The sequence below is a fragment of the Hyella patelloides LEGE 07179 genome, assembly GCF_900659865.1.
Taxonomy (GTDB): domain Bacteria; phylum Cyanobacteriota; class Cyanobacteriia; order Cyanobacteriales; family Xenococcaceae; genus Hyella; species Hyella patelloides.
In genome coordinates this window covers 1-26,870 of the sequence record NZ_LR213842.1, presented here as the reverse complement: position 1 = coordinate 26,870, position 26,870 = coordinate 1, and the positions used below count along the sequence as shown (strand labels likewise).

The window sequence follows — 26,870 nt, the reverse complement described above, 5'->3', positions numbered from 1 at the left end:
CATCCAGTACGCCGAAAAAATAATTTCCCACCATCTATTAATTTGCTCAAAATTAGTAAATCGATAGTTAGTCCATCCTAGTTCTTGTTTACACTGGCGAAACCCATATTCACGCCCTATTCTCAAGCCGTATAAATTGCCAAGCTGCTGCTTCATTTTGTGACGAGTAGTTTGAATATTAGTCATCACAAAAGAAGTAGAATTGGGTGGCTCGCGTTTCAGGGTCAGTAGTTATTTCCCAATAAGTTCGTCGGTTTTTTTGACCATAAATTATTTCTCTAATATACCTAATCTCAGATGTCTTGGTGCGCTACCAGATGCGCCTTTCGTCGACGCGGGGTCGCACCGCTTTTTGGTCGCTAAAAGTTCTCTTGAATTTACACCACAGAGCGCGCTCTAACCTTTTGTTCTGGGGATAGCCAAACACCATGATTGTTTCTAAGTGCTACTACCCAAGGTAATTGATATTTGTCTAATGTTCTAATAAATGAACTAGCTTCGCCATATAAGCTATCGGCTAATACTAATTCAATTTTAAATCCAAATTCTATTAGTTCTCCAATAATTGATGATGCTAACTCAATTTTAGTTTGGTAAGTATCTGACTCTTTTAATGTTCCTCTGGGTTTGAAAACTTTAAACATTAGAGGAAAGGTTATATTTTGATAAACCCCATAAGCATTTACTGATACTATTCCATTGTCTATTTTTCCTACACTGCCTAGATATTGTCTCGCTACATAATCTGTTTTCTTCCCCTTCTTTCTATCTCCTGTTTCGTCAACCACTACTATGATTTTTTCTTCTTTTAATGCTTTTTTGGTTGAACTCAATCTTCTCTTTTTGAGTTCTGATACTGACCAGGGTGAATTGGCTATGAAGTGGTGTAATGATTGAGGTGATGAAATTCCTACTACTTTAGCAATCTCTGGTAATGATTTCCTCTTAATTGGTGAAATTATTCCTTGATGTAAATATTTGAAACATTCATAATTTCTAACATCAGAAAACAAGTCATTATAAGAGTCACAATATCGATCTATTACGGAAACCGTCGGTGTTGGCGATCGCTTTAAATGTTTAAGAATCTGCAATTCTACATCCATTGCCCTCTCTACCTATCCGCTTCTAAATATTTCTTCTATTGTAATTCCCATCTCGGAAAGTGACATAAGAGGGTTATAGCAGTCGAAGTAAAGATTAGGACGATAGAAAAATATCTCACGCAAAGTCGTTTACCCAGCTTCGTGTTCTGGGCCAAGAGGTCACCGCGTCGGCGAAAGACCCTAAAGGACTAGCTTCCCTAAAGGACTTCCTTCGGGGCGCGCGTCGCGCAAGGGAATGCTGACCTAGCAAAGAGACTTAAAGGTGTCTTAACCTATAGTTCGATTGCTATACATTTAACTTTTATCCTGATTATTTGGTGGGCGATATTCGTTGTTCCATTTTTGAGCAATACAATGACGACAAACTTGCCATCTTGTTAGTTCTGCTTGAGGTGTTAAAGATTGACATTGAGGGCAAGTATTTAATTTTTGAGAGCTTTGTTTTATATTTTCTAGCCAACTATGAATAGCTGTATTAGCATCAATTTTATTCTCAGTTTGTTTGACTTTATTTACTAATTTTTCTTCTCTTAGTTTTTTCAGGTTAATTTCTTTTAAGGGGACTTCTATTACTTCTTTTTTTGGTTTATTATGCCATTTAGCAGGAGAAAACCGAATATCTTTTAAAGTACAATCTAAGCGATAATTTAGCTTCTTAAGTAGTGCATATCTTTGTAAGGCAAGCTCTTGCGCCCAAACTGCACTGGATGTAGCCACATAAAGGGTTTCTCTATCTATATGAAGTGGTTTAGTATTTTTTAATGCTTGTTGATTAACAACCTGATGCCAACATTTTACAACTTGATAATATTCTCGATATTTATTCCATTCGGGTTGTTGGATAACTCGTTTTAAAATACGATCTAAGGGATTTAAAAACATGATATATCTAAATAATAGTAATGGGTAACAAGTAATGAATAATGATAAAAATCAACTAATTTTTTTCTAATGATTAATTTAATATTTAATTGCCAGATAAATAGTATCTTGGGATATTAGCAAGATAATTACAGCGTCTTGCGCAACTATCTAGTACATCATATTATCTATTGATTTTATAACGAATAGAATTAACTTATCTGTGTTTATCTGTGTTTATCTGTGGACGAATTGTACTGTCTCAAATTGAAATTAAATTCGCTGTATTATAGAATAATACTATTTTTTCGTAACTCAGTCGTTAATATAGTAAAAATGCTAATTCAAAAAATAGCTCGTAAAAATATCTTAGAGATTCTTAAACAGCAAACGGAAAATAATTGGCTAATCAACTATAACAATTTTACTTTACTACAGCTAACTCAAGAACTGGCGTTAGAATTAACAAACTTTAAATCAAATAATCAAATAACTCCAACAGTATTATTAATAGAACCAGATAACCTTAAATTTATTGCTGGTTTCTTAGCAACAATCATTGCAGAAGTTCCTGTTTTTTTAGGTAATCCTCATTGGCAATCAGCAGAATTACTACAAGTACAAAACTTATTGCAACCAGATATTATTTGGGGAAACAAGCAAAATATTCAAAAAATCCCCCATAAACTATCAAGAACAGACTTAAAAGATCGCCATATTATAGGAATTCCTACTGGTGGTTCTTCGGGTAAAATACGTTTTGCCATTCATACTACTGCAACTCTCTCTGCATCAGTCATGGGTTTTGCCGAGTATTTTGAGACAACAGCAATTAATTCTTGCTGCACTTTGCCCTTATACCATGTTAGTGGTTTAATGCAGTTATGGCGATCGCTATTTTCCCAAGGAAAGCTGATCGTAGTACCTTACAGTAATCTCAAAGCAGACATCAAACCGAACATTACACCCCAAGATTATTTTTTATCTCTTGTTCCTACTCAACTACAATTTTTACTCAATACTAATCCCCACTGGTTATCCCAATTTAAAACTATTTTACTAGGTGGCGCACCTTCTTGGCGATCGCTTTTAAACAAAGCAAGACAATTTAAGATTGCTGTAGCCACTACCTATGGAATGACAGAAACCGCTTCTGGAATAACTTATGTTAAACCTCAAGATTTTTTACAGGGTAATTATAGTAGTGGTAAGATGCTTCCCCATGCCAAAGTAGAAATTATTAACAAGCACCATAAAACTTTGGGTGTTGATACAGTGGGGACTGTTAAAATAGAAGCAACATCTCTATATTATGGCTATTATCCCGAATACTTCCCAACACAGAAGCCATTAATAACAGACGATCTTGGCTTTATCGATCGAGAAGGCTTTCTTCATATTGTAGGCAGAAACAGCCAAAAAATTATTACTGGTGGTGAAAACGTTTATCCCCAGGAAGTAGAAGCTGCAATTTTAGCTACCAAACTAGTAAGAGATGTCTGCGTCATTGGGTTAGAAGATCTCAAATGGGGACAAATAGTAACCGCTTTATTTATTCCGTTGCATCAAAAGATTGAGGTAACAACAATTCAGCAGCAATTACAACAGCAGCTAAGCAAATATAAACAACCTAAATATTGGTTACAAGTAAAATCTCTCCCAAGAGATCCCAAAGGAAAAATAAACTACTCTCAATTAAAAATTATCGCGCAAGAATTAATTACAAAACAAAAATAGATGCAGATTAACTACATCTATCTAAAATAAAAAAATTACAATAAAAATCAAGTTAGCTTTTCGGTATATTTCTCAGTCAATTGCTATTTGCTGCGACGGCGTTTCAAACCTAAAGCTATTGCGCCTAGAGAAAATAAAGAAACAGTACCAGGTTCAGGGATTTCTGCTTGAGCAAAAGCTGAACTAGCAACGGAGTCTTGGAAAGTACCAACTCTAATTTGATATGCTAAATCCAAATCTTGAGGACGCTCTCCATCCCACTCAAATACTTGTGTACCAGTTAAACTAAAGGTGTTGTCAATACCAGTAATTTTCATAAAGTCTGCTTCTGAATCGCTGGAAAACATTTCTTCCATGCTCATATCACCATCATCAAACATGAGGTTTCTCAAGGTTGCAGAACTATTTGCTGTTGAATTGGTACTCAATAGCATTCCATTGACGTCAAAATCTCCTTGGGTAACATCAATTGACTGGATAGTCTCACCGCCAACTGTATAAGTTAAATCTTGACCATCAAAAGACAGTTCAAAGTCCACAGCTTGACCATTTTCCCAAGAGTATTGACCTTGGTCGCCACCAACAACATCAGTGGGAGGATCGATATCTTGGATCTCTAACTCATAAGCAGGACCACCATCATCACCGATATAGCTAGAAGCGTTAAACTCTTCAACAAAACTACCACTGTTAATTTGCGCTTCAAGATCGTCAGCAGTGTAGCCAGTCATCGGAGAGAAATACGCTGCTTTAGCACCGTTAGCAGCAACCAATAAAGCCGTCGCTCCCAACGATAATGAAAAGATAAACTTTTTGCTATTGATATTCATATATATACCCTAACTTTATTTATGTATACGCGATTAATCGATTTATATGTAGTATTATACTAACTCTTCTTCAATCTGACACATCCTAATCTAAAAAAATTCATTATAACTTTGTGAACATCTATTTATACATAATGTTTAAAGTTTTGATGTGTTATTTACTGACAAGTTTAAAGATTAAGCAAAGCAATTTATGAAAATTTGGCAAAGCGATCTCTTCCGTAATTTATCATCTACTAAAGAAAAAAATCAATGGTTATTATTAATTTGCGATCGCGAAGGAACAATGATTTATGAGGCTCAATGTAGTCAATCTCAGGTCAATGCAGAATGGCTAACAGTCCAATTGCAACAAGCGATACAACAAATCGTTCCTGATAAAATTCAAATTTTTAGACCTCAAATAACTGGTCTATTTACCCTAGCGACAGAACATTTGAATATACCTTTGGAAACCACTAGAAGAACTTCTGCAATTAAAGAAAAACTCCGTCAATATACGCAAACTAATTTATCAGTAATTTCGGGTAAAAATTACCTATCTTTAGACCGACCACCTCCGCAGAATCTCCCAGAAAATATTTGGGGCAAAAATTGGAACTTGGTGAGTATTTCAGCTAGAGAAGTTATCAATTTTACAGAAAATCGTCCGATTCCCTTTTGTGATTTACCAGAATCTTTATTGGCTACCAATTTACAACTCGATCCTACAACCAAAATTCCTGGAATTGCGATTAATGGAGAAAAAAGGTCTTTGATCCTAGCTCGTTGGTTAGCAAAAGAACGACCTGTGGCATTAAACTATATTCCTACAGAAATTGGTAAATCAGGGGGATTAGTTTTAGAATCTGGTTTAGTAGATCGCTGGATATTGGCTACTTTTGAATCAGAAGCAGTAGCTCAAGCAGCAAAAGCTTACGAAGAAGCTAAACAACAAACTCAAGGATTACACTTTCTTTTAATTCAACCTGATGATTCTGGAATGACTTATACGGGTTTTTGGCTATTAAAAGATGAATTATGAGATCGTCGAGTCACCGAGAGCAATGCCGATCTGTTTAAAAAATTGGCTGGTTGAGTATCTGTTTTTCCGATAGCGCAACCATAAATATTTGCTAGTTTGTACGGTAGCAATGTATAATGTAAGTGATAAATAAACTGTAAAAAAATCAGTTGCACACAGAGAAGAGTTCAAGTTTTATGGAGATATTGTCTCTTTCTCTCTTGCTGGTATTAGTCACAATCTATGACATAGCTGTTAACAGTGAGTTTTAATTGGATTTTGTAATAATGCTTATGCCTTGAAGCTGTAGAAATTAAAATCAGGGAAAAGAGAAAAGAGAGATTATAAGTTGTGCTTCAATATTAAATCTTTTCCCAAGTTTACTATAATTGAAAAAATTAGTAATCCTTAAGGCACTGTCTTTATTTAAGGCAGTGCTTTTTAGCTGATCGATCAACAACGGTCATGTATTGCTGTTACTATACTTCTTCGTTATGCAAATCGCCGTAGGTAAAACTTTAGTTATTTAGATTTTTATCAAGCCAAAGCTAATCTGAATTGCTCGGTCTACTAGAGTCCTTGTTTTATCTGTAAGTTTACATATCAAGTATCTCATTCTCAGTTGAAATCAGTGTTAGTAGCAAAGCTGGGATTAATTAACCACCTATTAGAGTTTTATCATTATTAGTCAAAGTACCTGCCAGTAAATGATCTTGAGATAGTTTCCCTGTTTGCAACCATCCATTGACTGCTACAGTTTTCTGAGCCGATCTAAGCTGAGATCGCAAGTTTTCCCCTTCTAAAATTTCTTGTTCTAAAAGGATTTGAGCCAATGCTGTCAACAGTTCTTGATTTTTTCTGAGAATCTCTAAAGCAATTTGATGCGCTCTATCAATGACAGCTTGAACTTCGCGATCGATTTCTTCTGCAAGTTGGGGACTAACTTGACGGCGCGGATTAGTCATACCTTCAAGAAACTGTTGCTGGAGTTTTTCAAAAGCAATCGGCCCTAAGCGATCGCTCATACCGTAAAGAGTAACATACCTTTCTGCAAGATCGGTAGCTTTTTGGATATCATCACTAGCTCCTGTGGATACCTTATTAAAGGTTAATTCTTCGGCTGCACGACCCCCTAGTAAAGTGGCAATCCGACCGCGAATTTCGTCTTCGATCATTAGGAAACGATCTTCTTCTGGTAACTGTAAAGTGTAGCCCAAGGCACCGATACCACGGGGAACAATGGAGATTTTTTCTACCTTATCTGTACCAGGCATTAATGTACCGACAATAGCATGACCGACTTCATGATAAGCAACGGTTTTCTTTTCTATTTCGTTGAGTACCCGCGATTTTTTCTCTAATCCTGTGAGAATTCTTTCGATAGCTTCGTTAAAGTCTGCCATAGTTACCGCATTGTTGTCTTGACGAGCAGCGAGTAAGGCAGCTTCGTTAATTAAATTGGCTAAATCTGCTCCTGCAAAACCAGGAGTACGAGCAGCTAGTTTTTCTAAATCAACATCCGTAGCTAAACGGACATTACGGGCGTGTACTTCTAAAATTGCTAGTCTTCCCAACTTATCAGGACGATCTACGACAATACGACGATCGAATCGACCAGGACGCAATAAAGCAGGGTCGAGGACTTCAGGGCGATTGGTTGCAGCTAAGAGAATTACTCCCGCATTGGGTTCAAATCCGTCCATTTCTGCTAATAATTGATTGAGAGTTTGTTCTCTTTCATCATTACCGCCCATAAAACTACCAGAAGCAGCGCGAGACTTGCCTAGAGCATCCAATTCATCAATAAAGACAATGGCAGGAGCTTGTTTTTTAGCCTGCTCGAACAAATCTCTGACCCGTGATGCACCCACACCCACAAACATTTCGATAAATTCTGAGCCAGAGATACTAAAGAAAGGAACTTGAGCTTCACCTGCGATCGCTTTTGCCAGTAAAGTCTTACCAGTACCAGGAGGGCCTACTAATAAGACTCCTTTGGGGATTTTTGCTCCTAAACGAATATATTTTGCCCCATGTTGCAGAAAATCAACAATTTCCGATAGTTCTGCTTTAGCTTCATCGATTCCCGCCACATCATCAAAAGTAACATCCATGCTTCCTTCTGAATAAATACGTGCATTACTACGACCAATAGTAAAGGGACTTACCCCTGTTCTTCCTCCTTCTTGACCACGATTAAAAAAGATACTACCCAAGTTAATAAACAAAAATAAGAAAAATAACATTCTTAAAAAAGCCCAAAACCCGTCACCACTTTGGATAGGTGTTGCCGAAAACTCTACTTCGTGTTGCCGTAAAATCTTGGGTAATTCAGTATCTTGAACCACTGGAATTGTGACAAAAACTTGTGGGGATTCGTCTCCCACTAATTCTGACTTGAGAGTATATTTAATTTGGTTGGTGCTAATAATGACCTGTTCGACGCGATCGCTTTCTACCAAGTCGATAAACTTACTGTAAGGCTGAGACTCTGGTGCTTTTCCAGGAGGTAAAAATAAACTCAATAGCAGGAAAAATGTTGAAGTCACAATCATTGCCCATCCCAATTGACTTGATGGTGATTGGCGATTTGGATTTTGCTGGCGTTTAGGCATAGATACTACTCCCGACTTCTGTATCGACGTTTCGCCCTAAAGGACTAGCTTCCCTAAAGGACTCGCTCCGCATCGCGCGTCGCGAAATGCCCCTACCACTAACTTCTGACTTCTGTAGGGGCAAATGACCATTCCTCTCTACGACTGACTCCATTTGTGTTTCTTGAGACAGCAAATCGCATACTTCTTGGTCAGTTATTTGCGGAAAATCTTCGTACCAAAGGCTTACTGCATTAAAATACCGTGGTTTTAGCAGACAAATAATCTCATCTACTTCAGGTTTTAATTGTTGAAGCGCGCTGATCGCTGCTACGGTCGTAGCAATAATAATTCTTTCTGGCTGATGCTGTTGCAAAACTTTTACCGCAGCGTGCATGGTCAAACCAGTAGCTATACCATCATCAACTACAATTACCACTCGACCAGAAATTGGTATCATTGGACGACACTGACGATAACAATTGTCTCGCCATCTTAATTCTGCTTTTACTTGAGCAGCGATCGCTTGAATTTTTTCTTCCTCGACTCCGTGCATTTGAGCGGTGTTTCGATCGATAATAGTGATGTCGCCACTGTAGTTATGTAACAATGCCTCTTCAGCAACCGCACCCACCGCTACTTCTGGATTTTGAGGAAGACCTAATTTTTTGACTAAACAAACATCTAAAGGAAGATGTAAACTTTTGGCAATTTCGTAAGCTACTGGTACGCCACCACGAGGCAATCCAAGTACCAGTGCTTGAGGATGATTGAAATAAGTATTTAGTTTTTCCGCTAATTTACAACCTGCTTCTTTCCTATTGAGCAAAACTCTATTCATTTTGTCTCCCCTACCCGAACTTCTCTATTGCCAAAATAGATCGTAAGTTTGAGGAAGTTGTGAGAGTTGAGATTGGGGTTTAAATACCAAGTAAAGCTAATTGGTTAAAAGATTGAATTATAGCTATGGATTGTTGAGAAATTCGCTCTGTAATGTCTGCTAACTCATGAACTGAATCTTGGGCGAAGGTTGAACTTTGTATTTTAGTTTCTAAGGCATGAGAAATATGTTCCATGAGGTTACTCATCTCGTCATTCAGAGCAACAATTCGAGCCAGCTTTTGATGAGCCGTTTGAAAGTCATTAACTTCACTAATTAGCTGTTGTGTTTCTGATTCGAGAGCAGTTGTTTTTTCAGTTATTTCTGTTTTGATATTGGCAAATAGGGGATCGATTTTCGCTATAGCCTCAAATAGCTTTTGCATTAAAGAAAAAATTGTCTCAGACAGTTCAATAACAGAATTTTGATTGCTTCCTTCAGCCTGACTGAGATTTACGGCTCTGGCTACGTTCATGGATTGTTGAGCTAATTGGCTTCAAAGCAAGGATCTTTGATGAGTTTCCCCTCTGCTTTTGTCCAACCAGGAGCCACAGATTCGGCAGCAATTATGCCATAGTTATCTTGATTCAGGCTGTAGACGACAACACGATCGCAATTTAAAACTCTTCGTACTTCTCGAACGCTAGATTGGAGAACATCCTTGGTTTTAAAGGATTGACGAATCTGTTGCACCGCATCAGTAAAATACTCTGTCCACATCCTTTCCTCTTCTGCCTGTTGACGTAATCGTTGGGCATCAGCTAATAGTTGGGCATTGTCGAGAGTAAAACCTACCTGTGTGGCAATTTGAGCCAACCAACGGATTTCAACTTGCTGCCATTGACGGGGATTAGAACATTGTTGAGCCACTAATAAACCAAATAGTTTTCCTTCGTTGATAATTGGTGTTACTAAATTTGCCTTGACTTCTAATTTTTCTAATTGTTCGAGATAGCAATTACTGATTTCTGATTCGTAGATGTTGTTCCAAGCCCGAAATCTACCGTCGCAATACTTTTCGAGATATTTAGCTTCAAAGCAAGGATCTTTGATGAGTTTCCCCTCTGCTTTTGTCCAACCAGGAGAAACAGATTCGGCAACAATCTGACCATAACGATCTCGATCCAGACTGTAGATTAAAACGCGATCGCAGTTTAAAATTGCTTGTACTTCCCGAACGCTAGTTTTGAGAATATCTTCTGTATGAAGTGATTGACGAATCTGCTGAATTACATCGGTAAAATACTTTGTCCAAATCATCTGTTCTTCGATCTGCCTTTGGGTATCAGCTAGTTGCTGTTGTTCTTCTTGATGGTTATCGTCAGAGATTTTAGTATATTCGAGCATAGCACCTACGTGATTGGCAATTTCAGTTATCCAATTAATTTCTGTTTGTTGCCAACTTCGAGTATCAGAACAGTGATGAGCGATTAATAAACCCAATAGTTGACCATTATTAGCAATCGGTGCAACTATGCCAGCTTTAACTTCCAGGGCTTCTAATTCTTCGAGACAGCAGGAGAGAGTATCTTCTTCATAAGTGTTGTCCCAAGCGTGGACTCTACCATTATGATATTCTTCTAAATATCTAGCTACAAAACAAAGCTCGTCTCTGGTTTTACCCAAAACCTCAGTCCATCCCACAGCAACGGATTCAGCAACTACTACACCATAATTAGCCCCATCTAGACTATAGACGATAACGCGATCGCATTTAAGTAACCGACTCATTTCTGCAACTGTTGTGTTGAGGATATCTTTTTGTTCTAGTTTTTGAGCGATCTTGTTTTTGATATCGGTAAACAATCTATTTATCTTATTCTCAGTTAGGGCTGGCTGCTGCTTGTGGCTCAGTTTTTCGTTGCCTTGATTGTTTTCTTGTTTCTCCATAGTGGGAGAGTTTTGCTTCTTTTGAATCTCTACTATCTGCTGTGCAGAATTAAAATTTTGGGATTTTTCCGCCTTAATGATTTTTGAAAGAGTTAACCCTGCTATTCTGGCTTTTTCTGCCAAAAAACTAACCGCCTTCAAATCCCAAGGTTGGTTTTTAGAACATTGATGAGCAACGAGGAATGCCAATAATTTGTTTTCCACAAATATTGGAGCGATCGCAAAACTTTTAATCTCAAGCTCTTCTAAGTCTTTTAAGTCGCTTCTACTTTTATCTGATAGGTAAATATCATCAATAGTTACAGAAAGACCATAGCCGTAACTTTCTTCTAAATAATCATTTTCTAGAAAGGGGTCTTTGATGGTTTGTCCTAAGATAGAAGAATATTTAGGATCGACAGATTCGGCTAATACTCTCGCTTGGGGTAAGGTGTTCGCATTGTAAATAATTACGCGATCGCATTTTAGAGTTTTTCTAGTTGTTTCAACCGCAACTTTTAAATTTTTCTTGAGATTGCGATACAGGGTTAATTTTCGATCGAAAGCTTTATTCATTGATAGATAGATAACTTCTCAAATAATCAATAATTTTTAAGCAAGAAAATTTATTAAGCCATTTTAAGTAATACTTTGTATAACTTAATATTTCAATATTTAAAAATTATTTTACTCCGTAATAATCACTTAGTATTACTTAAATTATCTTAGTACATAAATTTCCCATCAACCAAACAAGCAAATCACAATATACTTAATTACGCGATATGCAACTTTCTACGAGAGAAGAACACTTTCAGAGTATTTTTAGTAAATCTCTATTTCTGAAAGCCAATAAAATCAATGAATTAAAAAAAGTCGCGCACGGGGTACTTATTACATTTACATAATATTTAGAAACAATTTATCAATGATTATGAAAAACTAAGGGTAAATTAAAATTAGAAGTTAATGTTTTTTGGTGACTGCTATGCGAGCCATGATTTTAGATCGGGCGGGTCAACCACTACGACAAGGAAAGTTACCTGTACCGCAACCACAACCCGAACAAGTACTACTCAAAGTTCATGTCTGCGGAGTATGTCGTACCGATTTGCATATCTGCGATGGTGAACTGGATCAACCTAAATTACCTTTAGTATTGGGTCATCAAATTGTGGGAACAGTGCTAAAAACAGGAGATCATGCCCATAAATTCTCCTTGGGTACTCGCGTTGGCGTGCCTTGGTTAGGGCATACTTGCAATTGTTGTCGTTATTGTGTGGCTGGTCAAGAAAATTTATGCGATCGCGCTTTGTTTACAGGTTACGATCTTAATGGTGGTTATGGGGAATATGCAGTTGCTGATGAGAGTTTTTGTTTTCCTATTCCTGAAGGATATCCCGACTTACAAGCAGCACCATTACTTTGTGCGGGTTTAATTGGCTACCGTTCTTATCGGATGAGTGAGGATGCTGAGAAAATCGGTTTTTATGGCTTTGGTGCAGCAGCCCATATATTAATTCAAGTGGCGAATTATCAGAATAAACAGGTTTATGCTTTTACTCGTTCGGGGGATACTCAAGGACAACAGTTTGCTCTTAACTTAGGTGCTGTTTGGGCTGGCAGTTCTGAGAATTTACCACCAGAAGAGTTAGATGCAGCAATTATTTTTGCCCCTGTAGGCAAATTAGTTCCCGCAGCGTTAAAAGCTGTTGCTAAAGGGGGGATCGTGGTTTGTGCGGGTATTCACATGAGCGATATTCCGAGCTTTCCTTATCAGATTTTATGGGAAGAACGAGTGTTACGCTCAGTAGCTAATTTAACTCGCCAAGATGGAGAAGAGTTTTTAGCTCTAGCCCCCCAAATCCCCATTGAAACAGAAGTTACTGCTTTTCCCTTGTCAGAAGCCAATCAAGCTTTAAATGCTTTGAGAACTGGCAAAATCAACGGTGCAGCAGTGTTAGTAGTCGATCGCTAATCGAGAAACTTAGGCAAAATCACTTTCAGTAAGAGTAGTGGTATCGAATCCCGATACAATAGCTAAAGTTTCATTAGTAGCAGTCACAAAAATATTTTCATTGCCAAAAGATAGATCGTCAAAGCTTAAACCACCAGAGAGCATAAAGCGATCGATTCCTCCTTGAAAATCAGCAATTCGATCTGCGCCAAAATCTGGAGTTAGCTCGAAAATATCTGCTCCTGCATTCCCAAATAAAGTATCACGACCCGCACCACCATCAATCAAATCATCTCCTTGATTGCCTTGGATTAAATCTCTTCCGTTACCACCATTGAGAATGTCATTACCTTCGTTGCCGTAAAGTTTGTCCTTAGCATCGCCACCCAGGACATAATCATCATCAGCACCACCCCATAAAGAATCCTGATTGCCACCACCAATTAAAATATCTTTGCCTTGATTGCCAAATAAGCGATCTTTACCGTCACCACCAAATAAAAGATCGTCTCCTGCACCACCCCAAAGATAATCGCGATTACCACCGCCGTCGATCGTATCATTACCTTGATGTCCGAAGAGTCGATCTTTGCCATCCCAACCTTCAAGGCGATCATCTCCATCCCGACCTAAAATTAAGTCATTACCAGCCAAGCCGTCTATATTATCTGCGTTGCCAGTGCCAAATAAGAAGTCTCTTTGTGCTGTACCCACAATGTCATTAAAAGTGGGCTGGGGAATTTCTCCGTTAATAGTTTGAGCGATCGTATCTGCTACCAAAGCATGGACTTCTGTAGTGGGATGAAAAAGATCCCAAAAGAAAAATCCTGGTGTTGTCAGGTCTAATCCTGAAAATAGCAAGGGATCGGTGACATTGTTCAAACCAAATGATTCTGGATCGGCTATTATGGCTTCGGTTGTAGCAAAGATATCGACTTCTATAGCGTTAGCTTCAGCAGGTTCGGCAAGTAATTCCAGATTATCTAGTGCTAGGGATAAACCACCATTAAAAGCAAGACTAACTGCCGTTGCTTCATCTTGAAAAGCTCCACTAAAAGGTAATCTACCCAAAGATGGCATATTGGGTACAACGAGATTTTCTGCACCCAAGTCTGTCAAACGAGTCACCCCATCGATAATATTAGTAACTCCTTGTTCAATTAATGCTGCGGGATCGGCGGACATACTACCACCAAGATAATCCAAAAAATCGTTTGGCCCTGCCCAGACTACGTATAGCCCATTGGGGTCTGCATTGCCAGAATCGAGACTGCTTGCAAAGGCATCAATTTGGTTTGCTAACCCTGGTAAAGTAACGCCAGGTAAAAAAGGAGCGATATCGTCATTATTGGAATTACCTGTTCCTGTTCCCGCACCACCAACAGCGAAATTATTTCCCTCCCCATCATCATAGAATGGATCCAAGGTCAACCCTAAATTTTCGGCGAAGTATTCAACAGCAACAATCCCGTTAGAAAAACGACCATCAAAGTAAGGCGGGGGAGGAATTGCTCCCAAAGTGAGAGCGAAAGAATTACCATTATCGGATAAACTGTCTCCGAAAACAATCATTTGAGTAATATCGTTCAAATCCAACATCAGACTCTTCTCCTCACACCTGAGCGTTAAAAAGCTCTAAGTTACTGGCTGTAAATTTTCCACTTGGGGAAGTGGCGGAATACCAGTCTTTAAGCTGGTTAAATTATAAATTATTCTGTCTGTAATTCTTCAACTACATCCCAAGCGATTTCGCACTCGCGATCTATTTGTTCTTTAGGGTCAGAAACAATACGATTATGTAAAATAGCTTCATGAACCTTTGCCGATACTAAATCTGTCGCAGGTTTCCGCGCTACTTTTAACTTCATCATCAGATCGGTTGCAGATATCATTCCTAATAGTTTTTCCTTAATTACGGGAGCTTTTTCAATACCAGTTTCGGCAAACAGCCGAGCTACATTGTAAAGACTCAGATCGGGATTAACTACAATGCAGGGCTTACTCATGATTTGGTAAACCAAAATCGTTTCAGGGTCTTTTTGTTTAGCTATTATGCTGTAAATAACATCTGTTTCTGTAATAATGCCGTAAGCATCATCTCGATCGCTGGGTTCGACGATTAAAGAACGTACACAATGATCTTGCATTTTTGCGATCGCCTCAGCAACTGTTGCCAAGTTATTAATTGTCAAAACTTTGGTAGTCATAATATCGGCTGCTTTCATCTCGATTCTCCCCTTAGTATCTGTTCTGCCCTAAATGACAAGAAAACACTGACATCAATCTTGGACACTTAATAGTTATAAACAATTAACTTGAGGAACTTGTGACGTTGGTTGCTAGTTAGTGGTTAGTAGTTGATGATTGCTACTTCCTTAGCCTAATTGTCATACAGAATAATCGGTTTATTTGGGTCGATAACCACAACACGATCGGCAGTAACATTTCCTACTACGACACCTGATGCTGCACCACCGACTATTTCTTCTACATTGGCATTACCGAAAATTTCACCGAAAATTTCACCTCCAGCAGCACCAATAGCTGTATCTTCAGAGATCGCGCACCAAGAGAGCGACAAACTGTATAATTATTTGCTTCATCCCTCAAATCACCAACGCCGTTTGTTGAAACCCAATCTTTGATAGATTTAATACTCGGAAGAAATTCAGTAGTTTCTAAGTCCGTTCAACATAACTACTCAGCCAACAGTAAAATTAGAGCATGGTTCACTTTATGAGCGGGATTTTTGCCTTTTGTGACTAATTCTTTTTTTATTTAATTAACTTGAGTTTGAGATAAGCTGAAACCCTTACGATCTCGTTGGCTGAAAATACTATTATTCTGTAAAATTACTCACCATCAATCTAAGATAAATTAGTTAAAGATCAAACTATCCCATGAAAAAAAATCTTATATCCCTCATCTTTTTAGGATTGTTAATTAATAGTTGTGGAACAAAGATTGCACCTAAAGCTCAAGCCAATGTAGGAAACGGATTCATAAGTGTAGCTAGTTTCCATGATGTAACTGTAACAGCAGATCGTTTTGAAGAATTATTAAAAGCGAAAGAGTTAACTATCTTTGCTCGAATCAATCACTCAGAAGGTGCATCAAAAGTTGGCGAAAATTTACGACCAACGGAATTAATCATTTTTGGTAATCCCAGAGTGGGAACACCATTGATGCAATGTAGTCAAAGTGTTGCTATCGATCTACCTCAAAAAGCTCTATTTTGGGAAGATGAAAATGGAAAATCCTGGCTATCCTATAACGATCCTAACTATTTGGCTAATCGTCATCAGATAGAAGGATGCGAAAATGCGATCCAAAAGATTACGGGCGTTTTGGATAATTTGGCTGACGCTGCTACCAAAGAGTAACTAATTTCCGTCAAGTTTCCCAATCAAGAATGTCGAGCAAATTTGAGATGCTAGAATAGATTTTGTCCTGGATTCAGATTCGGAAATCTTTGAAGAAATAGACTTAATAATCAGGTATTTCAACTTCGTAAGCAATACCACGATATTTTTTGATAATTTTCTTCTTAGGTGTGGATTTTGGAGATAAAATAGTCAAAGATTTTTCCTTACCTGGATTTGTTTTTAATTGCTTTTCAACCCAAACAGCAAGATAATTCTTGTACTCTACCAATAAGGTACTTAAATTAGATTTTAAGTTTTCTTTATAAATCGAAAATGCTTTGTTTCGATAAGATTTAGAAAATACCTTTTTTCTTTCGTATAGCTTACCTTTCCAGCTGATAGTTGAATTATTTCTGATACTAATATCAATATTGTGTTCTTGCAGTTTTGTAGCAGATAAAAATTCCATACCAAATATACCTTTATCTAACAACGATACTTCTGGGAATACCCAAGGTCTATTATCATCTTAGCTTCCGAAAATAATTGTGTTTTGGATCACCGAAAATCTGTAAGCTGTCAATTATTTGATTTGACGAGCGAACCTACCCAGAAAACTTCAAACTTCTAACTGTCACAATACTAGCAATTTAAAACTAAGTTAGGCTTATTCCAATATCTTAAAAAATATTAAAATCGCGTAGCAATTAGCTTTCTTGCTATAGGCTTATAGCTATTAGCTAGTTAAAGAAGTGGAGGAATTAAACCTTACTTACAGCAAGCGAAGCTTAAAGCTTATAGCTGGATAAAAAAAGTTATTACCAATCTGTGTGGGTAACAAAGAGGTCATAATAAGGTAGTTTGTGAGGTGAAAAAGAGAGTAATTCTAAAACCACATCTTGAAAAAGGGCAATTGAATCTAGCCAATTTTGAGCATTTAAATCAATAGATAAATTATTATATCTTCGATAAACTCGTTGTTTTTCAGTAGGGCGAGTAAAATACTTAGCAACGTTTTGATTTAACGTTTTGTCCTGTAAAATGTAGATAAACTGTAGGATAAATAGATTAATAAAATAAGAGAAATAAGTCGATTATCATTAACTCTATTAATCTCCATGTTATAACCACCTCTTTTGAAATCACGAAACATTTCTTCACTAAAAAAATAATAATAAATAAACTGTCTCCAAGATTCTAGTAGTACAATGCTTCTAAAAAGCGATAAATCTAAGAATTAATGAAAATCAGATTGAACAAAGTTTGGCAGCAATTACTTTTAGCAATTTTAAGCTTTACGATAGCAATTACTTTCGCTGGTTGTGGAGTACAGACGATTAATCAATATGAAGCCACTGCTCGCACTACTCTTACTTGGCAAGTTAATTACACCAACGATCCTATGGAAAACAAACAGGGACGTTATGAAGAATTTGAATCTGTTTCTGTAGATAATCGTAACGGAGAAAAGCCAGATGGTAGAGTTGTCGGGCCAGATGAAAAAGGCTTGTATTGGGCAACAAATCCACCCAAACCTACAGTAGATGATATTGAAGCTCGGCAAAAGAAATCTTACGAAGAGCCAGGAAAACCAGAAATACTAAGACAAGTGAAATATTATATTACTTATCAGCAAGATGGACAGACTATTACTTTGCCCACCAACTATGAAGTGTATCGACAAGTAGTCAAAGCCTATCCCAATCAAACTCCTTTACAGCTAACAATGGGACTTAATAATGGTTCTGTAGAAAAAGCTGAACCAATATAAATGATAAGTCTTGTCCAGTCAAATATCTAACCAAACATCGAAACTCACAAACAGTTGTTTGCAACAACTTTCGTTGTTGAGAAGTTGCCACGATTTGCCATTTGTTAGTTCTGATGGTTGGCTTGATCGTGGCGATATTCTAACATAGTGTTTGCATTAAATGATTGAGCCAAAACCACATAATCATAGCTTTGGCTCTAATGCAGTTCATATCGTGTTTGTCACCAAATACCGTCATCCAGTCATCACTGAAGTTAAGGATTAATGTTTGGTAATTCTAAACTCTATATTTTCAAGTATTACTATTAAGTTCATAAAATTCATCTCATGAAATTCATAAAATACCTTTAAAATAAGTCATAATTTTCATAATTTTAGGAAAAAGATTGATTTGAGCCTAGGGTGAGATTTAGGATAAAAAGAAACTAGAAAAGTAATATTTGTGTATTAAAAGAATAGTTACAATTTCCCAATTAATCGAAAAACCTCTCTTAAGATGGAAGTTAAATTGAGCAATGCCTAGCAGCTGCCCAGACTTTCTCTAAGCCAATGAACTACCTAATTATAATTACTGCTGTTATTTCTGTTGCGATCGGTCTTTTTATCGGTGCATTGATAGTTTGGTTAATTTATTTTTGGCGACGACGACAGATTGTCGATAGTTTAATGCGACCAGAAGATATAGTAGGTATCTACGGTACAGTGGAAATTCCTTTTGATGCCCACAGTAAGGGAAAAGTCAGAGTTGATATTAAAGGCTCGATGGTGGATTTGATCGCTTTAACCGAAGAAACAAGAACCTTTAATGCGGGCGATCGCGTTTTTATCCTCCAAATGAAAGGTAATAAGGCTTGGGTAATCGCTGAAGAATCCGTGAAGCAATAGAGGAGAAATCTTATTTGTCCACAGTTATACAAATTTATATAAATCAGTAATTAATCATGACACTACAAAAAAATAATTTAGCGGTGCAATCCTGTTGCTTTGCAACCATCCAAGATCCGCGCACCAAGACAGAAGAAACTATAGTTGCACAAACACCTGTTTCCCAAGCAAAAGCGCAAGGTAGTCTTGGTGATTTGATGATAACTGGTTTACCCCTGGCTTTATTTGCTTTTATAATAGCAGCGTGCGCTTTAGTAGCCTTTCTCAATTCTTTTTTATGCGTTTGCAAACCCAATGAAGTAGTAGTACTCTCTGGTAGTAAAAGAAAGAATAAAAGAGGACAAGTATTAGGCTATCGGGTGTTAACTGGTGGTAGAGGTATTCGGATTCCTATTTTAGAAACAATTAAACGCATCGATGTTACCACAATGCCAGTACCAGTAAAAGTGACTAATGCCTATGCTAAAGGAGGAACACCTCTAGATATTCAGGCGATCGCAAATGTCAAAATTTCCAGTAATCCTAAAGTGGTGGGTAATGCCATTGAACGCTTTTTAGATCAAGACAGATCGGAAATTGTCAGGGTTGCTAGAGAAACCCTAGAAGGTAACTTAAGAGGCGTAGTCGCTACCCTTACCCCCGAACAACTCAATGAAAACCGTTTACAATTTTCTGAAAGAATAGCCTCCGATGTCAGTCGGGATTTGAATAAACTGGGGTTACAGTTAGATACCCTAAAAATTCAAAACATTTCCGATGATATGGATTATCTTAATTCCCTCGGTCGTAGTCAAATTGCTTTGGTGATTAAGAATGCGGAAATTGCTGAATCCAATGCCATTAGCCAAGCAGAACAAATAGAGGCTCAGTGCGAAGAACAAGCAACAGTAGCCCAAACCCAAGATCGCATTGTAATTCAAGATCGCAGAAACGAACTACGTAAAATTAAAGCGGAATTAGATCAAAAAGCACGCTCTGAAGAAGAAATAACTACCGCAGCAGCACAAGAGGCTACAGCCAAGGCACAGCAAAAGTTACAAGCAGTGCGAGCGCAATTAGAACGTCTTCGTTTAGAAGCAGAACAAGTTTTACCCGCCGAAGCAGACAGAGTAGCTAAAGAGTTATTAGCCAGAGGAGATGCTGCTGCGTTGAAAGAAAATGCCGAAGCTGAAGCTTTAGTTAATGAAATGTTGAGTAAAGTTTGGCAAGAAACAGGAAAAGATGCCAAAGAATTATTTTTAATTCAGCAACTAGAAACAGTACTACAAGAAGCAGTAAATATTCCAGGAAGATTGAAATTAGACAAAGTAAACGTCATTGATAATGGCGACGGGAAGTCTTTAGCTAGCTTAGTTAACGTTTATCCCGAAATAGTTGTTCAGTTCCTCAATAGCGTTAATCAAACTCTGGGGATTGATGTTGTTGGTACTTTAAATTCTCGTTTTCACGAAAGTAATAAATAATGGGTAGGTAATAGGTAAGTAGGTTATCAGTTATCAGTTATCAGTTACCAATGAACAATTAGCGAGAGCGCGATTAGCAATCAACCACTAACCACTAACAACCAACCACGAACAATTAATCAAAGGAGATCGATAAATGGGAGCTATTGCATTTTTATTGGGATTATTAGGCTTAGGCGGAAGTGCTGGCTGGTTAATGATTCGCAATTTTTATCATATTTGTCAGCCTAGCGAAATATTAATCTTTGCAGGGCCAAAAAACAGAACCCACAGTGGTAAGGAAGTGGGATATCGTTTAGTTAAAGGGGGTAGCAGTATTAGAATGCCCCTCATTGAAAAAACCTTTCGCATGGATTTAACCAATATGATTATTGAGTTAAAAGTTACCAATGCTTACAGTAAAGGCGGTATTCCCCTAAACGTAGAAGGAGTAGCTAATATTAAGATTGCAGGGGAAGAACCAACTATTCATAATGCTATCGAACGTTTGTTAGGTAAAAGTCGTAAGCAAATAGAACTCCTAGCGAAACAAACCCTTGAAGGTAACTTGAGAGGGGTACTAGCTAGTCTAACTCCCGAACAAGTCAATGAAGACAAGATTGCTTTTGCTAAAAGTTTGTTAGATGAAGCAGAAGATGATTTAGAAAAACTAGGTTTAATCTTAGATAACCTACAGATTCAAAACATTTCCGATGACGTACATTATCTTAATTCTATTGGGCGCAAACAACAGGCTGAACTCTTAAGAGATGCTCGTATTGCCGAAGCTAATGCTCAAGCCGAATCTACTATTCAAGAATCAGAAAACAAAAAAACGACTTCTCTGCGACAAATTGGTAGGGATCTAGAAATCGCTAAAGCCGAAGCCGAACAAAGAATTCGTGACAGTATTACCAAAAGAGAAGCCCTCGTTGCAGAAGCCGAAGCCCAAGTTTTAGCTGAAGTTGCTAAAGCAGAAGCCGAGTTAGCGGTACAAACAGAAAGAATCAAACAAGTTAAACAACAACTACAAGCTGATGTCGTCGCCCCCGCAGAAGCCAAATGCAAACAAGCGATCGCCATAGCTAAAGGTGACGCTGCCAGCATCATCGAAGACGGTAAGGCTCAAGCAGAAGGTACACAACGTTTAGCGGAATCTTGGAAAGCAGCAGGAGCGAATGCCAAAGAAGTCTTCCTCTTCCAAAAACTAGAAACCCTCGTTTCCATGATGGCAACTGGTGTCCCAGAAGTAGAAGTAGAAAGTATTACTGTTATTGATAGTAATGGTGGCAATCAAGCAACTCAATTGGCTTCTTTTGTCGAACAATTGCGTCAAACTACAGGTATCGATGCCACACAAATTGCCCATAAATTAGGGGGGAATGTAGGACAAAAATCAACGAAAAAAGTCCCTAAAATAGAAGCATCAGAAACAGATCAACTCCTCTAATGCTGATTCTGATGCAACTATGAAACTAAAAATCTTAATTCCCACGGTGATATAGCCGTACAAAGTTAGATTAGGACAAAGTTTAGCTTGGGCTGCTCACCATTGACCCACTCTTCACTGCGCTAGGGGCTGGATCGGAGGTGTTACCGTTCGTGCGGCAGTATATGCAAGTTTGGTACATTGGCATGGTGTTTTTGGTGATTCCCATGGTGGGCAATAGTGCTATTCGGGCTGCTGGTAATACCCTTACTCCTAGCTCGATCATGACCTTTGCTGCTGGGTTTAATATTCTGCTCGATCCACTGCTGATTTTTGGGCTGTGGGGCTTTCCTGAGTTGGGTCTAACTGGGGCAGCCTGGGCTACGGTGATTTCCCGCGCAATGACTCTAGTGGCATCGCTACTGGTACTGAAATTTAAAGAGCATATGCGGTCATCATAACCGTACTGCGTATGTTTGGTTGAGGGAATTATTTGGCTACAGAACCCTTAAACTTAAGTTTCCATCGCACCGAGTATTTTCAAGTTTTTCTTTTGCGCTACTGTCAAACCTGTAACGCCTGTGATGTTCATTCCTTCATAGGGGCGATCTGCCACTAGAGTTTTAAGGCACTCGCCCGTTTTGATATCCCATAGTTTGATAGTGCGATCGCTACTACCACTAGCCAAAATATTATCCCCATTCGAGGACAAGCCGTCGGGACTCCAAGCTACACAATAAATCCAATTACTATGACCCTGAAGAACTTGTAAGCATTTACCCGTCTTAACATCCCAGATATAGATATTTTTATCTCCTCCACCACTGGCAACCATAGAACTGTCCGGACTCCAGGTTACACAATGAAACATACTGTTATCTCCCATGAGAGTTTGGCAACATTCGACCGTATCAGGATGCCAAATTTTAACCGTTCGGTCGAAGGAAGCACTGGCTATAAATTTTCCATCAGGACTCCAATCAACACCAAAAACCGCATCTTGATGCCCAGTTAAAGTTCTCACACATTCTCCCGTTTCGGGATGCCAAATTTTAACAGTTCGGTTGACGCAACTGCTAGCTAGCATCTTACTATCGTAACGCCATGCCAAAGATGTCACCCAATAATCATGTCCTATTAATGTTTTTAAACACTGACCTGTAACAGATGACCAAAGACGGATGGTGCAATCGTTGCTTATGCTCCCTAGGGTTTGACCGTCGGGACTCCAGTAGGTACGCCAAATTGAACCTTCATGACCCGATAGAGCATGACGAGCTTGTCCTGTTTCAATATCCCAAATCCAAACAATTTTACTCGCTCCACCACTGGCAAAAGTCTTATAATTTGGACTGGGGGAGATAGCCCATACTGTCTGCCGATTTCCCGTAGTGGTTTTCAGACATTCTCCTGTAGCGACTTGCCATTGTCTTAGGGCATGGTCTCCACTACCACTGTAAAGATTTTGTCCATCTTCATGCCAAGTAAGCGACCATATCGAGCCGATATAACCTTGGAAAGTTTTGAGGCATTGTCCAGTTGATACATCCCAAAATTTTGCCGTTTGGTCGTGAGAGCCAGTAACAATAGTGCGATCGCATTTACTCCAAGCTACAGACCACAACCAGTTTTGATGTCCCGATAATGTATGCAAACAATGCCCTGTTTCAGCGTCCCAAAGCTTTGCCGTCTGGTCGTGAGAAGCACTAGCTAACATCTTCCCATTATGACTCCAAGCTATCGACCAAGCATAATTATCGTGTTCTAAAACTTGCAGACATTCCTGAGTAGAAGTATCCCAAATCCTTACCGTGCGATCTATGCTACTGCTAGCGAGTAAGTTTTTGTGGGGATGCCAATCAAGAGATACAACATATTGTTCGTGTCCCTCAATAGTTTTAATACAAGTAGCTGTTTCAACATCCCATAATTGAATCTTTTCCTGAACTGCGATCGCCATAGTTTTACCCCCATTCGAGGATAAACCATCGGGACTCCAGGCAACAGAAATCCAAAATAACCAATCTGTATCCAGCTTAAATATTTTGAGGCATTCTCCTGTAGTGGGATGCCAAAGTCTTATTGTACAATCTTGACCCCCACTAGCTACCATTTTCCCATCGGGACTCCAGGCCACAGTCTCGTTACTATTAGTATGACTTTGAGAAGTTCTAAGACACTGACCTGTGGTTGTGTCCCAAAGCTTAACCGAGCGATCGTTAGAAGCACTAGCTAATGTGTGACCGTCTGGACTCCAAGCAATAGACCAAATCCAATCGGTATGACCTTCTAAGGTTAACTCTAGTTGGCTATTAGCAACCTGCCAAATATAGATAATTCCCTCATTATCGGCGATCGCGATTCGAGTTCCGTCGAGACTATAAGCAATTGCTAAGACGCTGCCTAAATTTTGGGTAAATAGCGATCGTGAGATTTCAGCATTTTGTAAATTGATTCTCTGTAAGCTGACATCCTGTAAATAAGCTTGCCAAATACTGAGGTTAGAAAAGTCAAAATCTTTTAAGTCAAGTTCTAAATAACAACCAAGATTGATTAGATTTCCCGCAGCATAGCCTGGTGTTGGGGTAATTTGGGTTTTAATTTGTTGGAGGACTGTTTTTAGCTGTAACTTGAGAGCTTCCTGGGAAGCAAAAGCATAACCTAGTTTAGTAGCGATCGGTTCTAAAATTAGCCGAAACTGACTTTCTCTGATGTAATCTTTGACTGTAGTTTTAATTAGGGCATAATTGTGGAAGAGATTTAAGGGAACATTAGCCTGACTAAGTTCTTGGGTAACTGCTTCGATTAAACGATCGCTCACATACTCCATAACTACAGGCTGTTGGGTATATTTCCCCTCCTGTTTTTCAACCAGACTGCGCCACATCAAAGATTCTAATGCTCCCAGTAAATCGAGCTTACGAACCGTCGGGGTAATATCTGCTGCTAGTTCCGAGATCGTCGTCCATTCCCGATTAATTGCCAACCAGTACATAATTGACTGTTCCAGAGGAGAAAGACGATTAAATTGCTGTTCCAGCAGTCGCCTAACGTTATAAAACAGAATCATATCTTCTGCTAAAAAATCTGCGATCGCGCCACCAAATAAATCCTGAATCGAAGTAGCCACAATTTTCAGTGCCAGGGCATTGCAACTATAACGCCTACATAGCTCTTGCTGTTCGATCGTTGAACCCAATAAACCTTTGGTTTGGATTAAAGCGATCGCTGCTTCTGGTGAACCAACTAACTTGAGAGTACTTACAGGACTTCCTTTCCCTTCCAACATCGCGATTTCTGCTGGTTTTTCTCGACTAGTGAGCAGCAGACAACTTTGATGAACTGTCTCCCCTATTGCACGAAACAAATCTCCGTAGTTTTCGTAACCAGAAATATACCGTCCTGCATGACCTTGGGATTGCAAGATCGTCTCCGCATTATCTAAAATTAACAGACAGCGTTTAGTCCGCAACCAATAAAGTAATCGCTGTATGTCCGCTTTATTATCCTGTTGTTCGGATAAAAATGGTACTAGCTCTCCCAATAACATTTCCAAAGAAGGAGCATTACGCAGACTGCGCCAAATAACCGCTGCAAAATCCCCTTGCATCTGCTGTGCTACCTTAGCCGTTAAAGCAGTTTTGCCCACCCCTCCCATACCTAAAATAGCCAGCAAGCGGGAGTTTTTATGTTGAATCCACTCCTGTACTTGGGCTATTTCCCTACTGCGTCCGTGAAAAAAACTAACATCCACCAACTCTCCCCAATCGCTTCTGGATGGGGATAAATTCTTAGGTTCGTTGCCCCCCTGTTCGGATAAGCGATCGCTTTCCGCTTTATTTTCTGACTTAACTACTTCTCGATCTTGTTGCCACTTCCTAGCTAAAGCAGCTTTAAAATTCTTTTTACTAACAGGTTCTCCCAAAGCTTGACCGAGCAATTTCCATAGCTTAGGGGCAACATCCCGCCTCAAATAACTATCGGAATAACCCGAAACCTCTGCAATCTTATCGTAGGTTTTATTTTCCCAAGAACCCTTAATAATTGCCGTTTCTACATCGCTAAGTCCGCGATCATATTGAGCTAACATAGCTCGATTGGCAACTGTTAATGCCTGAGACAAATCCATAGTTCGAGCAATTTGAGTTAATTTACTCAATCTTACCTAACGTTACCAGATTTTTTTATGGCGATCTCTCAATCCTTAGACATTCTTTTTATTGATTTAGTTCTTTCGATGGTGTTGAAATGCGATCGCATAAATTTATTAACATAAAATTAATATGCTAGTCAAATTAATTTTGTGCGTTATAGCAATCGCATCGATGCAGAGATAGGTGCAGTAGCTTTTTTTGATCTTCCCTTGCCCATATTAGAATTACTTGTAAAATTCATCGAGAGATAAATATATTTTGTGTTCAAAAATAAAATAGTAGAATCTACAGTAATTATTTTAATTTATCTAACTTATCTGGGAATTATTGAAGATATAAAAATCAAAATTTCAATAAGTTTGAGATGACTATCGAACAATATCGCCCAACAATTCTAAAAACCTTACAAGTTTATATTGCTACTCCTCATAAATATCAAAATATTAAGTCTCAATTAATTGTTAGTGAAGATCGTAATGATTATTTGATTATGACTTACGGCGTACACAATACTGAAAGTATTCATAAATGTATTTTCCATTTACAAATTAAAGATAGCAAAATAGTCATTCTTCGCGATAATACTGAATCTGGTATTTTTGATAAGTTATTAAACGCTGGATTGAATAGCGATCGCCTTATTTATCCCGATTTATCACAAGATGAAATAAAAGACTTCGATCTTACTGTTAGTTTAGAAAAAGTTTACGAGGAACATAAATCATTATTTGAAGTTAAAGCTAATTTTACTAAAGCTATTAAACCAGATGCAACAGGAGCAGAATTAGTTCAATTAGCTAAGATAGAACACGAATATATTAACTGTGCGATCGCGCAGCATCCTAACTCACGGTTCGCTTAAATCAAAAATGATTAGGGAAATAAAATAGCTAAAGTGTATGCTGTTATTGAAATTCAATGAATAGAGAGAGCTATATTATTGAAAGGAACGATTTCAGAACGAGCAGATGATCTACCTCTAATCAT

The 26,870-nt window shown here is 38.3% G+C and carries 20 protein-coding genes and 3 pseudogenes; 11 read left to right on the top strand and 12 right to left on the bottom strand.

The window, feature by feature from the left end; translation table 11 throughout:
* A pseudogene (locus H1P_RS13820) lies at positions 1–1,106 on the bottom strand (IS701 family transposase); the annotation flags it as partial.
* 294 nt (positions 1,107–1,400) lie between these two features.
* Positions 1,401–1,988, bottom strand: a complete 588-nt coding sequence (locus H1P_RS13815) for a DciA family protein (RefSeq protein ID WP_144868057.1) — start codon at positions 1,986–1,988, stop codon at positions 1,401–1,403.
* A gap of 315 nt (positions 1,989–2,303) precedes the next feature.
* On the opposite strand from H1P_RS13815, the gene H1P_RS13810 reads away from it, so the two are divergent.
* Positions 2,304–3,704: a 2-succinylbenzoate--CoA ligase gene (locus H1P_RS13810; protein WP_186375960.1), complete on the top strand. Its 1,401-nt coding sequence runs from the start codon at positions 2,304–2,306 to the stop codon at positions 3,702–3,704.
* Positions 3,705–3,787: 83 nt separating this feature from the next.
* Here H1P_RS13810 and H1P_RS13805 read toward each other — a convergent pair whose 3' ends face one another.
* On the bottom strand, positions 3,788–4,534 hold the full coding sequence (locus H1P_RS13805; RefSeq protein ID WP_144868055.1) for a PEP-CTERM sorting domain-containing protein: 747 nt from the start codon (positions 4,532–4,534) through the stop codon (positions 3,788–3,790).
* Positions 4,535–4,727: 193 nt separating this feature from the next.
* Here H1P_RS13805 and H1P_RS13800 point away from each other — a divergent pair, with 193 nt between their 5' ends.
* On the top strand, positions 4,728–5,558 hold the full coding sequence (locus H1P_RS13800; protein ID WP_144868053.1) for a Tab2/Atab2 family RNA-binding protein: 831 nt from the start codon (positions 4,728–4,730) through the stop codon (positions 5,556–5,558).
* A gap of 635 nt (positions 5,559–6,193) precedes the next feature.
* Here the strand turns inward: H1P_RS13800 and ftsH are convergent.
* The 4 genes from ftsH to H1P_RS13780 form a co-directional block, all read right to left on the bottom strand.
* Positions 6,194–8,152 (bottom strand): ATP-dependent zinc metalloprotease FtsH, encoded by a 1,959-nt coding sequence (ftsH, locus tag H1P_RS13795; RefSeq protein WP_144868051.1) that lies wholly within the window; start codon positions 8,150–8,152, stop codon positions 6,194–6,196.
* Positions 8,145–8,972 (bottom strand): phosphoribosyltransferase, encoded by an 828-nt coding sequence (locus tag H1P_RS13790; RefSeq protein WP_144868048.1) that lies wholly within the window; start codon positions 8,970–8,972, stop codon positions 8,145–8,147. Before H1P_RS13790 ends, ftsH begins: the two co-directional genes overlap by 8 nt.
* Before the next feature lie 79 nt (positions 8,973–9,051).
* Positions 9,052–9,486 carry a methyl-accepting chemotaxis domain-containing protein gene (locus H1P_RS13785; RefSeq protein ID WP_144868046.1) on the bottom strand — a complete coding sequence of 145 codons (435 nt, stop codon included), beginning with the start codon at positions 9,484–9,486 and terminating at the stop codon, positions 9,052–9,054.
* Between the two features lie 11 nt (positions 9,487–9,497).
* Positions 9,498–11,456, bottom strand: coding sequence for a GAF domain-containing protein (locus tag H1P_RS13780; protein WP_144868043.1), 1,959 nt, complete (start codon positions 11,454–11,456; stop codon positions 9,498–9,500).
* Positions 11,457–11,868: 412 nt separating this feature from the next.
* Here H1P_RS13780 and H1P_RS13775 point away from each other — a divergent pair, with 412 nt between their 5' ends.
* A complete protein-coding gene (locus H1P_RS13775) occupies positions 11,869–12,858 on the top strand; it encodes a zinc-dependent alcohol dehydrogenase family protein (protein ID WP_144868063.1) in 990 nt (329 codons plus the stop codon).
* Between the two features lie 9 nt (positions 12,859–12,867).
* Here the strand turns inward: H1P_RS13775 and H1P_RS13770 are convergent, their stop codons facing one another.
* The 3 genes from H1P_RS13770 to H1P_RS13760 form a co-directional block, all read right to left on the bottom strand.
* Positions 12,868–14,436 (bottom strand): SGNH/GDSL hydrolase family protein, encoded by a 1,569-nt coding sequence (locus H1P_RS13770; RefSeq protein WP_144868041.1) that lies wholly within the window; start codon positions 14,434–14,436, stop codon positions 12,868–12,870.
* Between the two features lie 110 nt (positions 14,437–14,546).
* Positions 14,547–15,062: a CBS domain-containing protein gene (locus tag H1P_RS13765; protein ID WP_144868039.1), complete on the bottom strand. Its 516-nt coding sequence runs from the start codon at positions 15,060–15,062 to the stop codon at positions 14,547–14,549.
* Positions 15,063–15,217: 155 nt separating this feature from the next.
* Positions 15,218–15,418: a hypothetical protein gene (locus H1P_RS13760; RefSeq protein WP_222427051.1), complete on the bottom strand. Its 201-nt coding sequence runs from the start codon at positions 15,416–15,418 to the stop codon at positions 15,218–15,220.
* Between the two features lie 319 nt (positions 15,419–15,737).
* Between H1P_RS13760 and H1P_RS13755 the strand changes: the two genes are divergently transcribed.
* Positions 15,738–16,220 carry a DUF302 domain-containing protein gene (locus H1P_RS13755; RefSeq protein ID WP_144868037.1) on the top strand — a complete coding sequence of 161 codons (483 nt, stop codon included), beginning with the start codon at positions 15,738–15,740 and terminating at the stop codon, positions 16,218–16,220.
* A gap of 103 nt (positions 16,221–16,323) precedes the next feature.
* Here H1P_RS13755 and H1P_RS13750 read toward each other — a convergent pair whose 3' ends face one another.
* Positions 16,324–16,695, bottom strand: coding sequence for a hypothetical protein (locus tag H1P_RS13750; protein ID WP_144868035.1), 372 nt, complete (start codon positions 16,693–16,695; stop codon positions 16,324–16,326).
* Positions 16,696–17,442: 747 nt separating this feature from the next.
* On the opposite strand from H1P_RS13750, the gene H1P_RS13745 reads away from it, so the two are divergent.
* From H1P_RS13745 to H1P_RS13720, 6 genes and pseudogenes are all read left to right on the top strand, one after another.
* Positions 17,443–17,973 (top strand): hypothetical protein, encoded by a 531-nt coding sequence (locus tag H1P_RS13745; RefSeq protein WP_144868033.1) that lies wholly within the window; start codon positions 17,443–17,445, stop codon positions 17,971–17,973.
* Between the two features lie 160 nt (positions 17,974–18,133).
* Positions 18,134–18,226, top strand: a pseudogene (locus H1P_RS39825) (IS200/IS605 family transposase); the annotation flags it as partial.
* 296 nt (positions 18,227–18,522) lie between these two features.
* Positions 18,523–18,858: an NfeD family protein gene (locus H1P_RS13735; RefSeq protein ID WP_144868031.1), complete on the top strand. Its 336-nt coding sequence runs from the start codon at positions 18,523–18,525 to the stop codon at positions 18,856–18,858.
* 56 nt (positions 18,859–18,914) lie between these two features.
* Positions 18,915–20,321, top strand: coding sequence for a flotillin family protein (locus H1P_RS13730; RefSeq protein WP_144868029.1), 1,407 nt, complete (start codon positions 18,915–18,917; stop codon positions 20,319–20,321).
* A gap of 136 nt (positions 20,322–20,457) precedes the next feature.
* Positions 20,458–21,750, top strand: a complete 1,293-nt coding sequence (locus H1P_RS13725; RefSeq protein WP_144868026.1) for a flotillin family protein — start codon at positions 20,458–20,460, stop codon at positions 21,748–21,750.
* Positions 21,751–21,836: 86 nt separating this feature from the next.
* Positions 21,837–22,184: pseudogene (locus tag H1P_RS13720) on the top strand (MATE family efflux transporter); the annotation flags it as partial.
* Positions 22,185–22,243: 59 nt separating this feature from the next.
* Here the strand turns inward: H1P_RS13720 and H1P_RS13715 are convergent.
* Complete coding sequence (locus tag H1P_RS13715) at positions 22,244–25,888, bottom strand: WD40 domain-containing protein (RefSeq protein WP_246141685.1); 3,645 nt, start codon at positions 25,886–25,888, stop codon at positions 22,244–22,246.
* 359 nt (positions 25,889–26,247) lie between these two features.
* Here H1P_RS13715 and H1P_RS13710 point away from each other — a divergent pair, with 359 nt between their 5' ends.
* Positions 26,248–26,745 (top strand): element excision factor XisI family protein, encoded by a 498-nt coding sequence (locus H1P_RS13710; protein WP_144868022.1) that lies wholly within the window; start codon positions 26,248–26,250, stop codon positions 26,743–26,745.
* The last annotated feature ends 125 nt before the right edge of the window (positions 26,746–26,870 follow it).

Coding starts and splice junctions, on each gene's coding strand:
- H1P_RS13800 (WP_144868053.1), top strand. CDS start 4,728: ATGAAAATTTGGCAAAGCGATCTCTTCCGTAATTTATCATCTACTAAA.
- H1P_RS13815 (WP_144868057.1), bottom strand. CDS start 1,988: ATGTTTTTAAATCCCTTAGATCGTATTTTAAAACGAGTTATCCAACAA.
- H1P_RS13805 (WP_144868055.1), bottom strand. CDS start 4,534: ATGAATATCAATAGCAAAAAGTTTATCTTTTCATTATCGTTGGGAGCG.
- ftsH (WP_144868051.1), bottom strand. CDS start 8,152: ATGCCTAAACGCCAGCAAAATCCAAATCGCCAATCACCATCAAGTCAA.
- H1P_RS13775 (WP_144868063.1), top strand. CDS start 11,869: ATGCGAGCCATGATTTTAGATCGGGCGGGTCAACCACTACGACAAGGA.
- H1P_RS13770 (WP_144868041.1), bottom strand. CDS start 14,436: ATGTTGGATTTGAACGATATTACTCAAATGATTGTTTTCGGAGACAGT.
- H1P_RS13780 (WP_144868043.1), bottom strand. CDS start 11,456: ATGAATAAAGCTTTCGATCGAAAATTAACCCTGTATCGCAATCTCAAG.
- H1P_RS13710 (WP_144868022.1), top strand. CDS start 26,248: ATGACTATCGAACAATATCGCCCAACAATTCTAAAAACCTTACAAGTT.
- H1P_RS13745 (WP_144868033.1), top strand. CDS start 17,443: ATGAAAATCAGATTGAACAAAGTTTGGCAGCAATTACTTTTAGCAATT.
- H1P_RS13725 (WP_144868026.1), top strand. CDS start 20,458: ATGGGAGCTATTGCATTTTTATTGGGATTATTAGGCTTAGGCGGAAGT.
- H1P_RS13765 (WP_144868039.1), bottom strand. CDS start 15,062: ATGAAAGCAGCCGATATTATGACTACCAAAGTTTTGACAATTAATAAC.
- H1P_RS13790 (WP_144868048.1), bottom strand. CDS start 8,972: ATGAATAGAGTTTTGCTCAATAGGAAAGAAGCAGGTTGTAAATTAGCG.
- H1P_RS13810 (WP_186375960.1), top strand. CDS start 2,304: ATGCTAATTCAAAAAATAGCTCGTAAAAATATCTTAGAGATTCTTAAA.
- H1P_RS13785 (WP_144868046.1), bottom strand. CDS start 9,486: ATGAACGTAGCCAGAGCCGTAAATCTCAGTCAGGCTGAAGGAAGCAAT.
- H1P_RS13735 (WP_144868031.1), top strand. CDS start 18,523: ATGAACTACCTAATTATAATTACTGCTGTTATTTCTGTTGCGATCGGT.
- H1P_RS13730 (WP_144868029.1), top strand. CDS start 18,915: ATGACACTACAAAAAAATAATTTAGCGGTGCAATCCTGTTGCTTTGCA.
- H1P_RS13755 (WP_144868037.1), top strand. CDS start 15,738: ATGAAAAAAAATCTTATATCCCTCATCTTTTTAGGATTGTTAATTAAT.